Origin of the sequence: Pseudomonas sp. D3, assembly GCF_029320995.1 — a bacterium.
Classification (GTDB): Bacteria; Pseudomonadota; Gammaproteobacteria; order Pseudomonadales; family Pseudomonadaceae; genus Aquipseudomonas; species Aquipseudomonas paraveronii.
This window is the reverse complement of record NZ_CP119772.1, coordinates 2,199,815-2,212,788: the sequence shown is the minus strand read 5'-3', so window position 1 is coordinate 2,212,788 and position 12,974 is coordinate 2,199,815. Positions and strand designations below refer to the sequence as shown.

The 12,974-nt window shown below is 59.8% G+C and carries 13 protein-coding genes; 6 read left to right on the top strand and 7 right to left on the bottom strand.

Features of this window, described 5'->3' with window-relative positions:
* Positions 1 to 39 precede the first annotated feature (39 nt).
* The 6 genes from P3S72_RS10225 to P3S72_RS10200 all read right to left on the bottom strand — a co-directional run bounded on the left by P3S72_RS10225 (position 40) and on the right by P3S72_RS10200 (position 5,469).
* On the bottom strand, positions 40 to 1,245 hold the full coding sequence (locus tag P3S72_RS10225) for an ISL3 family transposase (RefSeq protein ID WP_276192863.1): 1,206 nt from the start codon (positions 1,243 to 1,245) through the stop codon (positions 40 to 42).
* A gap of 124 nt (positions 1,246 to 1,369) precedes the next feature.
* Positions 1,370 to 2,146, bottom strand: coding sequence for an amino acid ABC transporter ATP-binding protein (locus tag P3S72_RS10220; protein ID WP_276197224.1), 777 nt, complete (start codon positions 2,144 to 2,146; stop codon positions 1,370 to 1,372).
* A 15-nt stretch (positions 2,147 to 2,161) separates the two neighbouring features.
* On the bottom strand, positions 2,162 to 2,884 hold the full coding sequence (locus P3S72_RS10215; protein WP_276197223.1) for an ABC transporter permease subunit: 723 nt from the start codon (positions 2,882 to 2,884) through the stop codon (positions 2,162 to 2,164).
* Positions 2,881 to 3,597: an ABC transporter permease subunit gene (locus tag P3S72_RS10210; protein ID WP_276197222.1), complete on the bottom strand. Its 717-nt coding sequence runs from the start codon at positions 3,595 to 3,597 to the stop codon at positions 2,881 to 2,883. The genes P3S72_RS10215 and P3S72_RS10210 overlap by 4 nt, the downstream gene beginning before the upstream one ends.
* A gap of 17 nt (positions 3,598 to 3,614) precedes the next feature.
* Positions 3,615 to 4,367, bottom strand: a complete 753-nt coding sequence (locus P3S72_RS10205; RefSeq protein WP_276197221.1) for a transporter substrate-binding domain-containing protein — start codon at positions 4,365 to 4,367, stop codon at positions 3,615 to 3,617.
* Between the two features lie 187 nt (positions 4,368 to 4,554).
* Entirely contained in the window at positions 4,555 to 5,469 is a 915-nt protein-coding gene (locus tag P3S72_RS10200) for a DUF808 domain-containing protein (protein ID WP_276197220.1), read from the bottom strand.
* A 134-nt stretch (positions 5,470 to 5,603) separates the two neighbouring features.
* On the opposite strand from P3S72_RS10200, the gene P3S72_RS10195 reads away from it, so the two are divergent.
* A complete protein-coding gene (locus P3S72_RS10195) occupies positions 5,604 to 6,209 on the top strand; it encodes a TetR/AcrR family transcriptional regulator (RefSeq protein WP_276197219.1) in 606 nt (201 codons plus the stop codon).
* Between the two features lie 135 nt (positions 6,210 to 6,344).
* Here the strand turns inward: P3S72_RS10195 and P3S72_RS10190 are convergent, their stop codons facing one another.
* Positions 6,345 to 6,785: a heme-binding protein gene (locus P3S72_RS10190; protein WP_276197218.1), complete on the bottom strand. Its 441-nt coding sequence runs from the start codon at positions 6,783 to 6,785 to the stop codon at positions 6,345 to 6,347.
* Positions 6,786 to 7,051: 266 nt separating this feature from the next.
* On the opposite strand from P3S72_RS10190, the gene gcl reads away from it, so the two are divergent.
* The 5 genes from gcl (at position 7,052) to P3S72_RS10165 (ending at position 12,842) form a co-directional block, all read left to right on the top strand.
* Positions 7,052 to 8,827: a glyoxylate carboligase gene (gene gcl / locus P3S72_RS10185; protein ID WP_276197217.1), complete on the top strand. Its 1,776-nt coding sequence runs from the start codon at positions 7,052 to 7,054 to the stop codon at positions 8,825 to 8,827.
* A gap of 10 nt (positions 8,828 to 8,837) precedes the next feature.
* Complete coding sequence (gene hyi, locus P3S72_RS10180) at positions 8,838 to 9,620, top strand: hydroxypyruvate isomerase (protein ID WP_276197216.1); 783 nt, start codon at positions 8,838 to 8,840, stop codon at positions 9,618 to 9,620.
* Positions 9,621 to 9,789: 169 nt separating this feature from the next.
* A complete protein-coding gene (locus P3S72_RS10175) occupies positions 9,790 to 10,680 on the top strand; it encodes a 2-hydroxy-3-oxopropionate reductase (RefSeq protein WP_276197215.1) in 891 nt (296 codons plus the stop codon).
* A 237-nt stretch (positions 10,681 to 10,917) separates the two neighbouring features.
* Complete coding sequence (locus P3S72_RS10170) at positions 10,918 to 11,742, top strand: ion transporter (protein ID WP_247405189.1); 825 nt, start codon at positions 10,918 to 10,920, stop codon at positions 11,740 to 11,742.
* Positions 11,743 to 11,837: 95 nt separating this feature from the next.
* The gene (locus tag P3S72_RS10165) at positions 11,838 to 12,842 is read left to right on the top strand and encodes a sulfate ABC transporter substrate-binding protein (RefSeq protein ID WP_276197214.1); all 1,005 of its coding nucleotides are present in this window, start codon (positions 11,838 to 11,840) and stop codon (positions 12,840 to 12,842) included.
* Positions 12,843 to 12,974: the final 132 nt, after the last annotated feature.

The following is a 12,974-nucleotide window of genomic DNA, read 5'->3' as shown; positions in this document are numbered from 1 at the left end:
AAGCCATTCGACGCGCTCGAGTGGCTTTTTTTTGGTTCTTCACGGATTACCGGGAAAGACGCTCTTGATCTTCATGAAAAAGAATTCGCTATCCCGGTAACCATACGCCATACGCTTGATCACCTTTATTCGATTGTTTATTCCTTCCAACTGACCGGTGTGCATTGGCCAGCGAACCCGACTGACGATGCCTCGCCAGTAACCCTTTAGTCTTTTGGCAAACTGCATCAGGGCAGGTATCTCGCTTTCATGGGCGTGACGCAGCCATTGGTTCCAAGCTGATCTCCAGTCCCAGGCGGTGCTCGGCGTCCAGAGCGTTTTGAGTTCAGCCTTCATTAAATAGACCGTCATCAGCGACTGGTTGGCCGCCAGCAGATCCTGCAAATGAACCTGTTGCTCTGGGTTTTTCAGGTTCTCAGGATTGCGCAGCAGTAACCATCGCGCCTGCTTGATGACTTTGCGTGCAGGCCTGTCATGGCGCAGTCGATTGGCTTCGTCGACACGAACCCGGTCAATTACCTCTCGACCATATTTGGCCACCACATGAAAGAGGTCGTAGACCACTCGCGCTTTGGGGCAGTGGTGACGAACCTCCAGATCAAAAGCGGTGTTCATGTCCATCGCCACCGCTTCGATTAGCGCGCAGCCCTCGGGCCCCAGCTCTTCAAAAAAGGGTCTAACCGCCGCCCGACTACGGCCTTCGCCGATCCACAGCACCCGTCGCGTATCCGCATCCAGGACAACGGTGGCATAACGATGACCTTTGAAGAGTGCGAACTCGTCCATGACCAAGCGTCGCGGTTTCGCCTTTGGCAAAACGCTTAATGCTGCTTGCAGGGCTCGACGCTCCAGTAAACGAACGGTCTCCCAATGCAGGCCAAACATCTGCGCCACGTGCAGCGTTGGAAGGCGCTCGCACGCTTGAATGACGGCCTCTGCCAGGCGCCGGGTCATGCGGGCATAGCGATCCAGCCAACTAACGGCCTCCATACGCTTGCCACAATCGCGGCAACCAACGCGCCGGAGCAAAACGCTCAAGCGCACCGCATGGCCGAGAATAGGCAAATCACGAATGATGCGCTCGCAATACTCATGAGTGGTTGAGCAGAGCTTTTGACAGCCGCCACAACATGGGAACCGGGTGGCATGGGGGATCAGGTCGATCTGAAGGGCATCGCCGTCAGGCTTGATGTTGACGACAGAAAAGCCCTCCCAAAAGGGAAGGAAAGTATTAATATCTCGCATAAGAACGCCGGTTTGTTAGATGTGTTTGCTCGCACGAACATCATCAACCAAATCGGCGTTCTTGTTTCTGTGTTTCCCGAGATTCCGTGAAGAACCTTTTTTTTGCCTGCTCGATACCTGACGCCTACCCCAGCACCTGCGCCAGAAATGCTTGGGCGCGTGGCGTTCGCGGCGCAGTGAAAAACGCCTCCGGCGGCTGGTCTTCGATAATCCGCCCGCCATCGAGAAACAGCACACGCCCGGCCACTTGCCGGGCAAAGCCCATTTCGTGAGTGACGCAGAGCAGGGTCATGCCGCTTTCGGCGAGCATGACCATCACGTCCAGCACCTCGCCGACAGCCTCCGGGTCCAGCGCTGACGTCGGCTCATCGAACAGCATGATTTTTGGGGCCATGCACAATGCCCTGGCAATCGCGACCCGTTGCTGTTGGCCGCCCGACAGTTGCGACGGGTATTTTTTCCAGTGTTGATCAATCCCGACTTTTTTCAGCAGCGCCATGGCCTGCTCCTGTGCGCTGTCGCGGGGCATGCCGCGCACGGACATCGGCGCCAGCACGCAGTTTTGCAAGACGGTCAGGTGAGGAAACAGGTTGAAGCCCTGAAACACCATGCCGACCTCACGCAAGGCCGCCCGGCAGTGTGTCGGCGATGCGCTCACGTCGGCTCCCAGCACCTGGATTCGGCCCTGCTGCGCAGGTTCCAGACGATTGAGGCAACGGATCAACGTGGACTTGCCGGAGCCCGAGGTACCGCACAGCACAATTCGTTCGCCCTGCACCACCCGCAGGTCGATGCCGTGCAACACCTGATACGGGCCATACCATTTGCTCAGCCCTTCGACGTCAATCACCACCGGCGCAGGTGGACAGATCAACCGCTTTAACTGCATTGATGACCCCATGTGTGCCCTCTCCTATCATTCGTCAGTTGGCCGCAGATGCTGGGTAAGTCGACGATCAAGACGGTTCACCCCACGCCGGACACACTCGACCACCAGCAGGTAAACCAGCGCCACCCACACATACACCTGGAAATCAAAAGTGCGTGAAAACGCCAGCTTGGCCACGCCCATCAAGTCCAGCAAGGTGACCAGCGACACAATGGCGCTGGCCTTGATGATCAAAATCAGTTCATTGCCCAGCGGCCCTACCGTCACGATGAGCACCTGCGGCAAGGTCACCTTGAAAAACGTGGTGGTGCGATTCAACCCCAACGCCGTCGCGGCTTCATAGTGGGCACGCGGCACAGAGAGCAATCCGCCGCGAAAGATCTCGGCCTGGTAGGCCGCCGTATTCAAGGTGAACGCCAGCAAAGCGCAAAACCATGGGTCGCCGAACCACCCCCATAGGCCCAGGTCGCGCCAGAAACCGTGGAAGGAACCCAAGCCGTAATAAATCAGGAACAGTTGCGCCAGCAGTGGAGAGCCCCTGAAAAAGTAGACATAGGCCCTGCACCCGTACTGCAACGAGCGCCAGCGCGAAGTCCTGCCCAACGCCAACAGCACGCCGAGCACCATCCCGACGCTGCTGGATAGCGCCACCAATTGCAGGGTAAGCAACAAACCATCAAGCAACTGCGCCCCATAGCGCTGAAACAGTTCAAGCCCGAGCCACTCGGCAAAGCGCTCGCCCGCCGTCATGAGGCACGCTCCCGGCCCTGGCCGTAGTGCTTTTCAAGCTGCGCGATGCAAAACCCCGAGATCGATGACAGCAGCAGGTACAGGCAACACGCCGCCAGATAAAACAGCATCGGCTCCTTGGTGGCATTCACCGCCAGGCTGGTCTGGCGCATCAAGTCCACCAGGGAAATGGTCGACACCAACGCCGTGTCCTTGAGCAGGCTCAACCAGTTGTTCGACAGCCCCGGCAAGGCAACGCTCATCACCTGCGGCAGCACCACCTTGAAAAACGTCTGCCTGCGACTCAAGCCCAGTGCCTGGGCGCCTTCATACTGACCGCGTGCGACGGTCTTCAGCGCACCCAGCCACACCTCGCTGGAAAAAGCCGCCAGCACCAGGCTGAACGCGATCACCGCCGCCACAAACGCATTGATGGAAAACTCGGCCGAACCGCCCCAATACGCCTGGAATTTCTGCAGCGCAATCTGGATGCCGTAATACACAATCAATAACGTCAGCAACTCCGGCAGACCACGAAAACAGGTGGAGAACAGTGCCGCCATCGCCCTCACCGTTGCGCTGGGCGATTTGCTGCACAACGCCACCAACAAGCCCAATGGCAACCCCAGCGGCACACACGCCAATGCCAGCGCCATCGTGACCCCAGCGCCCGCCAGCAGCGAGCCGCCCCAACCGCCCGCGCCCAACGAAAACAACCCCAATGACTCGAACATGGAAGACACTCCCGCGCTTAATCATCCTCAAGGCCATGGGCCAACTTGAGCTGTCGATACGTACCGTCGGCGATCACATCCGCGATGGCCTGGTTCAGCCTGGCGCGCAACGCGTCATCGGCCTTGCGCACGGCAATACCGGCGTCGCTTTGCGTACCGGGAATAGCCAGCACCCGGCAACACTGCGGGTCGGTGCTCTTCAACCACTCCTGCATCGGCGCGCTGTCGTTGACCACCGCATCCAGGCGACCATTGAGCAGGTCACTGTTGGCCTCGTCCTGCCCGACATACAACTTGACCCGCGCGCCATTGGCGCCATAGACATCCTGGTTGTAGATGCCCTGGGTCGAGGACGATTGAGCGCCGACCGTCTTGCCGGCCAACGTGGCCGGTGCCGTGTCCTGAATGTCGCTGCCCCTGGGCACTGCCAGGACCATGCGCGTGCGGTTGTAGGGCTGGGTGAAGCTGACGGTCTGCTGGCGCTCTTCGGTGATGGCCATCGAGGCGATGATTGCGTCGTACTTTTTGGCAAGCAGGCCCGGGATAATGCCTTCCCAGTCCTGGGCCACGATCGAGCATTCGACGCTCAGCCTGGCGCACAGGGCGTTCGCCATATCGACGTCAAAACCACGCAGTTGGTTATTCGAGTCCACGTAGTTGAACGGCGGATAAGCGCCCTCCGTGGCGAAACGCAGCGGTTGCGCGTGGGCCACCGACAGCAGCCCGAGGGTGATCGTTACGGCATAGAGCGTCTGTTTGACGTGTTTCATGAAGGCACCTACCGAATTATTTTTATTCTGGGTAGTGCCTGAGGCCTGGTTAACCTGAAGGGACACGGGTAATTGACGCAGGCTCAGTCACTGACCAAGCGGACACTACGCCAACCTGCACAAATAATCTATTTTTTACATACAGTCTATTTCTGAGTTTTTTGTAGGCAAAACCCTGAATGCCCAATCAACCGCGCACGGCCCGCCAGGTTTTGCCCGCCACAGTGACCAGTGCTAACACCAGCGCCCCGGCAATAATGCCGGCCACCGCGTTGAGCAAGGTCGGCATCAACCACGCCAGGCCACCGGTGCTCTGGCTGACCGTCTCGACCCAGTGATGCGCCACCGGCACGCCGTGGGTGAGGATGCCGCCGCCGACCATGAACATCGCCGCCGTACCGATCACCGACAGGCTTTTCATCATGTACGGTGCCGCGCGCAAGATCGCGCCACCGATACTGCGCGCCATCTGCCCAGGCTTCTGGGTCAGCCACAAGCCCAGGTCATCGAGCTTGACGATGCCGGCCACCACGCCGTAAACGCCGATGGTCATCACAATGGCAATGCCCGATAGCACGATCACCTGCTGCGTCAACGGCGCATCGGCAACGGTGCCCAGCGTGATGGCGATGATTTCGGCCGAGAGGATGAAGTCCGTGCGGATCGCGCCTTTGATCTTGTCCTTTTCGAACGCCACCAGATCGGTCGCCGGGTCCACCACGGCGGCGACCAACTGGGCGTGTTCGGCCTGGTCTTCGGCTTTGCTGTGCAGAAACGTGTGAGCGAGCTTCTCAAAGCCCTCGAAACACAAGTAGGCGCCGCCGAGCATCAACAACGGCGTCACCGCCCAGGGCACAAACGCACTGATCAACAACGCCGTCGGCACCAGGATCAGCTTGTTGAGAAACGACCCCTTGGCCACCGCCCACACCACCGGGATCTCCCGCTCGGCGCGCACCCCGGAGACTTGCTGGGCATTGAGCGCCAGGTCATCGCCGAGCACGCCGGCGGTTTTCTTGGCGGCCATCTTTGTCATCAGTGCAACGTCATCGAGTACTGCGGCGATATCGTCGATCAAAACCAACAAGCTGCTTCCTGCCATGAATCGGGCTTCCATAAGGGTGAGATGGCGCGAGCATAACGCGGCCATGGGCGTTGCGGGCACATTGTTGAGGCTCGCGGATGGCCGGTGCTACCATGCGCAACCGCCTGTCATGGCAAGGAACCCTCTGGTTTATGAGCAGCATTCGCGAGCGCAATAAAGAAAAGATCCTGCGGGCGGCGAGCGAGGAGTTTGCCGACAAGGGCTTCGCCGCGACCAAAACCAGTGACATCGCCGCCAAGGCCGGGCTGCCCAAGCCCAACGTCTACTACTACTTCAAGTCCAAGGACAACCTCTACCGCGAAGTACTCGAGAGCATCATCGAGCCGATCCTGGCGGCCTCCACGCCGTTCAACCCAGAGGGCGAGCCGGCGGTGGTACTGAGCAACTACATCCGCTCGAAAATCCGCATCTCCCGCGACCTACCCTTCGCCTCCAAAGTGTTCGCCAGCGAAATCATGCACGGCGCCCCGCACCTGAGCGCCGAGCAGGTCGAGCAACTCAACGCCCAGGCCAAGCACAATATCGACTGTATCCAGCATTGGGTCGATCGCGGGCTGATCGCTGCGATTGAGCCCAATCACTTGATGTTCAGCATCTGGGCGGCGACCCAGACGTATGCGGATTTTGATTGGCAGATTTCGGCGGTGACGGGTAAAGCCAAGCTGGATGAAGCGGATTACGAGGCGGCGGCGCAGACGATTATTCGGTTGGTGCTTAAAGGCTGTGCGCCGGACTGAGATGCCGAGGTGCCTGTGCCAATCGGGAGCAAGCTCCCTCCCACATTTGACGGTATTCACAAATAGAAATGTGTGAACACAGTCAACGGTGGGAGGGAGCTTGCTCCCGATGAGGCCCTGGCAATCATCCAATAATCAGGCTGACACCCCCGCATCCGCCCACAACCCCACCCCCTCAATCGCCGTAATCGCACACTGCTCATCAATATCCGACGTATCCCCGCTGATCCCGATCGCCCCCAGCACCGCCCCATCCTGACCCCGAATCAACACACCACCCGGCGCCGGCACCACGCTGCCCTGCCCCAGGCTGTTCAACGCCGCAATAAATGCCGGGCGCTGCTGCGCATCCAACGCGAGCAAGCGCGAGCCTTTGCCCAGGGCAATCGCGCCCCAGGCCTTGCCGATGGCGATTTGCGGGCGTAGCAGGCTGGCGCCGTCTTCGCGTTGCAGGGTGATCAGGTGACCACCGCTGTCGAGCACGGCGATGGTCAGCGGTGCCGAGGCGATGGTACGGCCTGCGCCGATGGCCTGGCTGGCCAGGTTGACTGCGACTTTCAAGGTTAAAGCGCTCATGGGTGCCGTCCTTATCTTGTTATGGGAAAGCCGTTGGCTCTTCTTTAGCAGCCACAAAACACAACAAATAGAACACAATATTTATATATCATGTATACAGTTTTTTTCGCATACGCCTGCATATCGTCGGAAATCGCCGTTAAAACACGCTAAGACCAACGCAAAGACCGCCGAATAAAATGCATTGACCTACGCCGCTCGCCATGAATACACTTTGCACAGACGCAACTTGTATACAATTATAAAACGCAAGAGGCCGCAAAATAATGAGCAAAATGAGAGCAATCGAAGCCGCCGTTCTGGTGATGCGTCGCGAAGGGGTCGACACCGCGTTCGGTATCCCGGGCGCCGCGATCAACCCGCTGTATTCGGCCTTGCAGAAGGTGGGTGGCATCGATCACGTCCTTGCTCGCCATGTGGAAGGCGCCTCGCACATGGCCGATGGCTACACCCGCACCAAGGCCGGCAATATCGGCGTGTGCATCGGCACATCGGGCCCGGCGGGCACCGACATGGTCACCGGCCTGTACAGCGCCTCGGCCGACTCGATTCCGATCCTGTGCATCACCGGCCAGGCCCCCCGGGCGCGGATGCACAAGGAGGATTTCCAGGCCGTGGACATCACCAGCATCGTCAAGCCGGTGACCAAGTGGGCAACCACCGTCCTCGAACCCGGCCAGGTGCCGTATGCGTTCCAGAAAGCCTTTTATGAAATGCGCTCCGGCCGCCCTGGCCCGGTGCTGATCGACCTGCCGTTCGACGTGCAGATGGCCGAAATCGAATTCGACATCGACGCCTACCAGCCACTGCCCCTGGCCAAACCGCTGGCCACACGCATCCAGGTCGAAAAAGCCCTGGCCCTGCTCGACCAGGCCGAACGCCCGCTGCTGGTGAGCGGTGGCGGCGTGATCAATGCCGATGCCAGCGACTTGCTGGTGGAGTTCGCCGAGCTGACCGGCATCCCGGTGATCCCGACCCTGATGGGCTGGGGCACCCTCCCCGACGATCACCCGCAGATGGTGGGCATGGTCGGCCTGCAAACCTCCCACCGTTATGGCAACGCGACGCTGCTGAAATCGGACGTGGTGCTGGGCATCGGCAACCGCTGGGCCAACCGCCACACCGGTTCGGTGGAGGTGTACACCGAGGGGCGCCGATTTATCCACGTCGACATCGAGCCGACGCAAATCGGCCGCGTGTTCACCCCGGACCTGGGCATCGTTTCCGACGCCGGTGCCGCGCTGAAGATGTTCATCGAAGTCGCCCGTGAGTGGAAAGCCGCCGGCAAACTCAAGGACCGCAGCGCCTGGCTGCATGACTGCCAACAGCGCAAGGCCACCCTGCAGCGCAAGACGCACTTCGACAACGTGCCGGTCAAGCCGCAACGGGTGTACGAAGAGATGAACCAGGTGTTCGGCAAAGATACCTGCTACGTCAGCACCATCGGCCTGTCGCAGATTGCCGGTGCGCAATTCCTGCACGTCTACAAGCCACGTCACTGGATCAACTGCGGCCAGGCCGGCCCGTTGGGCTGGACCATCCCGGCGGCGCTCGGCGTGGTCAAGGCCGACCCGAGCCGCAAGGTGGTGGCGCTGTCCGGCGACTATGACTTCCAGTTCATGATCGAAGAACTGGCCGTGGGTGCGCAGTTCAAGCTGCCGTATATCCACGTGGTGGTGAACAACGCCTACCTGGGATTGATACGCCAGGCCCAGCGCGGGTTCGAAATGGACTACTCCGTGCAGTTGTCTTTCGACAACCTCAACGCCCCGGAACTCAACGGCTATGGCGTCGACCACGTCGCGGTCGCCGAAGGCCTGGGGTGCAAGGCCCTGCGCGTGTTCGAGCCGGGCCAGATCCAGCCGGCACTGCGCCGCGCCCAGGAAATGCTCGAAGAATTCAAGGTTCCGGTGATCGTTGAGATTATTCTGGAGCGCGTGACCAATATTTCCATGGGCACCGAGATCAACGCCGTCAACGAATTCGAAGACCTGGCCCTGGTCGGTAACGATGCGCCGACTGCCATTTCCCTGCTCGATTAAGGAGAACTTTATGCCGCGCTTTGCCGCCAACCTGTCCATGCTGTTCACCGAACAGGCTTTTCTCGCTCGTTTTAAAGCGGCCGCCGATGCCGGTTTCGCAGGCGTCGAGTACCTGTTCCCCTACGCATTCAACTCCGCCGAAATCAAGGCGCAGTTGGACGCCAATGGCCTGACCCAAGTGTTGTTCAACCTACCGGCCGGCGACTGGGCCAAGGGCGAACGGGGCCTGGCGTGCCACCCGGACCGGGTCGAGGAATTCCGCGCTGGGGTCGACCTGGCCATCGCCTACGCCCAGGTGCTGGGCAACACTCAGGTCAACTGCCTGGCAGGCATCCGGCCACAAGGCGTGGACGATGCCGCCGTGGAAAAGACCTTTGTCGCCAACCTCAAATACGCCGCCGACAAGCTGCAAGCGGCGGGTATCAAGCTGGTGATGGAAGCAATCAACACCCGCGACATCCCTGGGTTCTACCTGAACAACACCGCGCAGGCCCTGGCGATTCGCACGCAGGTGGGCAGTGACAATCTGTTCCTGCAATACGACATCTATCACATGCAAATCATGGAAGGTGATCTGGCCCGGACCCTGGCCGCGCACTTGAGTGAGATCAACCATATCCAACTGGCGGATAACCCGGGGCGCAACGAACCGGGGACTGGGGAGATCAACTATCGGTTCCTGTTCGAGCATTTGGATCGCATCGGTTATCAGGGTTGGGTTGGCTGTGAATACAAGCCGTTGACCACCACCGAAGCGGGTTTGGGTTGGCTCAAGACCCACAACGCGATCTGACAGGCACCACACGAAACCAAAAAGTGGAAGGGGGCTTGCTCCCGATAGCGGTGTATCCGTCAACACACAGGTTGAATGAAAGACCGCTATCGGGAGCAAGCCCCCTCCCACATTTGGACCCCATGTGTTTGGCAGACCGCGCTTTATCGAATAAAAAGAGGATTTCTTCATGGCTAAAATCGGATTTATCGGCACCGGCATCATGGGCCAACCCATGGCCGCCAACCTGCAAAAAGCCGGTCACCAACTGTTCCTGTCCGAACACCACGGCAAGGCGCCACACGCGCTGCTCGCGGCCGGCGCCATCGCGCTGGCCAACCCGCAGCAAGTCGCCCAGGAAGCAGAATTCATCATCGTCATGGTGCCCGACACCCCGCAGGTCGATGACGTGCTGTTCCGCACCGATGGCGTAGCCGCCGGTCTGTCGCAGAACAAAGTGGTGATCGACATGAGTTCGATCTCCCCCACCGCGACCAAGGCGTTCGCCGCGAGGATCAACCAGTCCGGCGCGCAGTACCTCGATGCGCCGGTGTCCGGCGGTGAAGTCGGGGCCAAGGCCGGCACCTTGAGCATCATGGTCGGCGGCGAGCCGCAGACCTTCGAGCGTGCCTTGCCGCTGCTCCAGAGCATGGGCAAGAACATCACCCTGGTCGGCGGCAACGGCGACGGCCAGACCGCCAAAGTGGCGAACCAGATCATCGTCGCACTGAACATCCAGGCGGTGGCTGAAGCGCTGCTGTTCGCCGCGAAAAACGGCGCCGACCCGGCCAAGGTGCGTGAAGCGCTGATGGGCGGCTTCGCCGCGTCGAAGATCCTTGAAGTGCACGGCGAACGTATGATCAAGGGCACCTTCGATCCAGGCTTTCGCATCAATCTGCACCAGAAGGATTTGAACCTGGCGCTGGCCGGGGCCAAGGAGCTGGGGATCAACCTGCCGAACACCGCCGGCACCCAGCAAGTGTTCAGCACCTGCACCGCCCTCGGTGGCGGTAATTGGGACCATTCGGCGCTGATCAAGGGGCTGGAGCATATGGCGAATTTTTCGATTCGCGATCAGTAAGCGCGCGATGAAATGCGAGCCAGTGTGGGAACTGGCTTGCCTGCGATGAGGACAACTTGCGCTCATTGACTTACGCATCATGCGCAACCCCTCCTACCCCGACCGGGCCGAAGCCCCGCTCGGCGGGTTCAGCCAGATTATCCTGCAGCGCCGGTCGCCGAATGCGGCACAACGCCTGCGTGGACAGCCCGTTCGAATCCCCCTAGGCTTGCCCGATATCCGACATGGGCGAGAGTTATGGACAGCAACAACGACTGGCACCAGCGTCTCTACGTCATGGTGTTCCAGAGCGACACGCCCGCCGGGCGGCGTTTCGACAGCACCCTGCTGCTGATCATTCTCGCCAGCCTGGTGGTGGTGATCCTCGACAGCATTCAGGAAGTCCACGACAACTACGCGAACGTGCTGGCCTACATCGAGTGGGGCTTCACCGTCATCTTCGCCATCGAGTACGGCCTGCGGCTGTACTGCTCGCCCAAGCCGTTGCGCTATGCCTTCAGTTTCTATGGCTTGGTGGACTTGCTCGCCATCGTCCCCGGCATCCTCGCGCTGTATTACAGCGACGCCCAGTACCTGCTGATCATCCGCATCATCCGCATGCTGCGGATCTTCCGGGTGCTGAAACTCGGGCCGTATCTCAAGCAGGCCAACTACCTGATGTCGGCGTTGCGCGGCAGCAAGCAGAAGATCGTGGTGTTCCTGCTCAGCGTCTGCACCCTGGTGACGGTGTTCGGCACCTTGATGTATGTGATCGAAGGGCCGGAGCACGGCTTTACCAGTATCCCCAAGGGCATCTACTGGGCGATCGTGACCCTGACCACCGTGGGCTTTGGCGACATCGTGCCCAAGACCCCGCTGGGCCAAGTGATTTCGTCCCTGGTGATGATCACCGGTTACTCGATCATCGCCGTGCCTACCGGGATTTTTACCGCTGAACTGGCCAATGCCATGCGCGGTGAACAGTTGCAAACGGACTGCCCGGTGTGCAAGAAAAACACCCATGACGCGAACGCGGCGTTTTGTTCGCGGTGTGGCAACGCGCTGTTTAAGAAACAGGAATAAGCAAAGTTCTTTTTAATCTTTAAACGACTATGCACCCCCGGCTATAGTCGCTGGCACAGTGCCTCTCTCTACTCTCGAACAACAAGGAATGAGCAGTGAAAAAACTCGTTAGCGCCTCTCTCCTGGCCGCAGGCCTCGCACTGGCCGGCGTCGTCCAGGCCGCACCGACCACTCTGCTCAACGTCTCCTACGACGTGATGCGCGATTTCTACAAGGACTACAACGCCGCCTTCCAGAAACACTGGGAAGCCGAGCACCCGAACGACAAGCTGACCTTGCAGATGTCCTTCGGCGGCTCCAGCAAACAAGCGCGCTCGGTGATCGACGGCCTGCCGGCTGACGTGATCACCATGAACATGGCCACCGACATCAACGCCCTGGTCGACAACGGCAAACTGGTGCCGGACAACTGGGTCAGCCGCCTACCGAATAACAGCGCGCCGTTCACGTCGGCCACCGTGTTTATCGTGCGCAAGGGCAACCCGAAAGCCCTGAAAGACTGGCCGGACCTGCTCAAAGATGGCGTGCAAGTGATCGTGCCCAACCCGAAAACCTCGGGTAATGGCCGCTACACCTACCTGTCGGCCTGGGGCTATGTACTGAAGAACGGCGGCGACGAAGACAAGGCCAAGGCCTTTGTCGGCAAGCTGTTCAAACAAGCGCCCGTGCTGGACACCGGCGGCCGCGCCGCCACCACTACGTTCATGACCAACCAGATCGGCGACGTGCTGGTGACCTTTGAAAACGAAGCAGAAATGATTGCCCGCGAATTCGGCCGCGATCAGTTCGAAGTGATCTACCCAAGCGTCTCCGCCGAAGCCGAGCCGCCGGTCACGGTGGTGGACAAAGTGGTCGAGAAGAAAGGCACGCGTGCAGTCGCCGAAGACTACCTGAAGTACCTGTGGTCGCCGGAAGGCCAGGAAATCGCAGCCAGCAACTACCTGCGCCCGCGTGATCCGAAAGTGCTGGCCAAGTACACCGATCGTTTCCCGAAAGTCGACTTCCTGTCGGTCGAGAAGACCTTTGGCGACTGGCGCACCGTGCAGAAAACCCACTTCAATGATGGCGGGGTGTTTGACCAGATCTACAGCGGGCAGTAAGCCGCGCCCACTGAAGGAAGGCGAGCACGTGTGGGAGCTGGCTTGCCTGCGATAGCGTCGCCCTGGTGTGTCTGATACACCGGGGGGTCCACATCGCAGGCAAGCCAGCTCCCACATTTGTTTGGTGTTCAG

Excerpts from the sequence above, each read along its gene's own strand:
- P3S72_RS10170 (WP_247405189.1), top strand. The coding sequence starts at position 10,918 with ATGGACAGCAACAACGACTGGCACCAGCGTCTCTACGTCATGGTGTTC.
- P3S72_RS10205 (WP_276197221.1), bottom strand. The coding sequence starts at position 4,367 with ATGAAACACGTCAAACAGACGCTCTATGCCGTAACGATCACCCTCGGG.
- P3S72_RS10195 (WP_276197219.1), top strand. The coding sequence starts at position 5,604 with ATGAGCAGCATTCGCGAGCGCAATAAAGAAAAGATCCTGCGGGCGGCG.
- P3S72_RS10210 (WP_276197222.1), bottom strand. The coding sequence starts at position 3,597 with ATGTTCGAGTCATTGGGGTTGTTTTCGTTGGGCGCGGGCGGTTGGGGC.
- P3S72_RS10175 (WP_276197215.1), top strand. The coding sequence starts at position 9,790 with ATGGCTAAAATCGGATTTATCGGCACCGGCATCATGGGCCAACCCATG.
- P3S72_RS10225 (WP_276192863.1), bottom strand. The coding sequence starts at position 1,245 with ATGCGAGATATTAATACTTTCCTTCCCTTTTGGGAGGGCTTTTCTGTC.
- gcl (WP_276197217.1), top strand. The coding sequence starts at position 7,052 with ATGAGCAAAATGAGAGCAATCGAAGCCGCCGTTCTGGTGATGCGTCGC.
- P3S72_RS10200 (WP_276197220.1), bottom strand. The coding sequence starts at position 5,469 with ATGGCAGGAAGCAGCTTGTTGGTTTTGATCGACGATATCGCCGCAGTA.
- hyi (WP_276197216.1), top strand. The coding sequence starts at position 8,838 with ATGCCGCGCTTTGCCGCCAACCTGTCCATGCTGTTCACCGAACAGGCT.
- P3S72_RS10190 (WP_276197218.1), bottom strand. The coding sequence starts at position 6,785 with ATGAGCGCTTTAACCTTGAAAGTCGCAGTCAACCTGGCCAGCCAGGCC.
- P3S72_RS10215 (WP_276197223.1), bottom strand. The coding sequence starts at position 2,884 with ATGACGGCGGGCGAGCGCTTTGCCGAGTGGCTCGGGCTTGAACTGTTT.
- P3S72_RS10220 (WP_276197224.1), bottom strand. The coding sequence starts at position 2,146 with ATGGGGTCATCAATGCAGTTAAAGCGGTTGATCTGTCCACCTGCGCCG.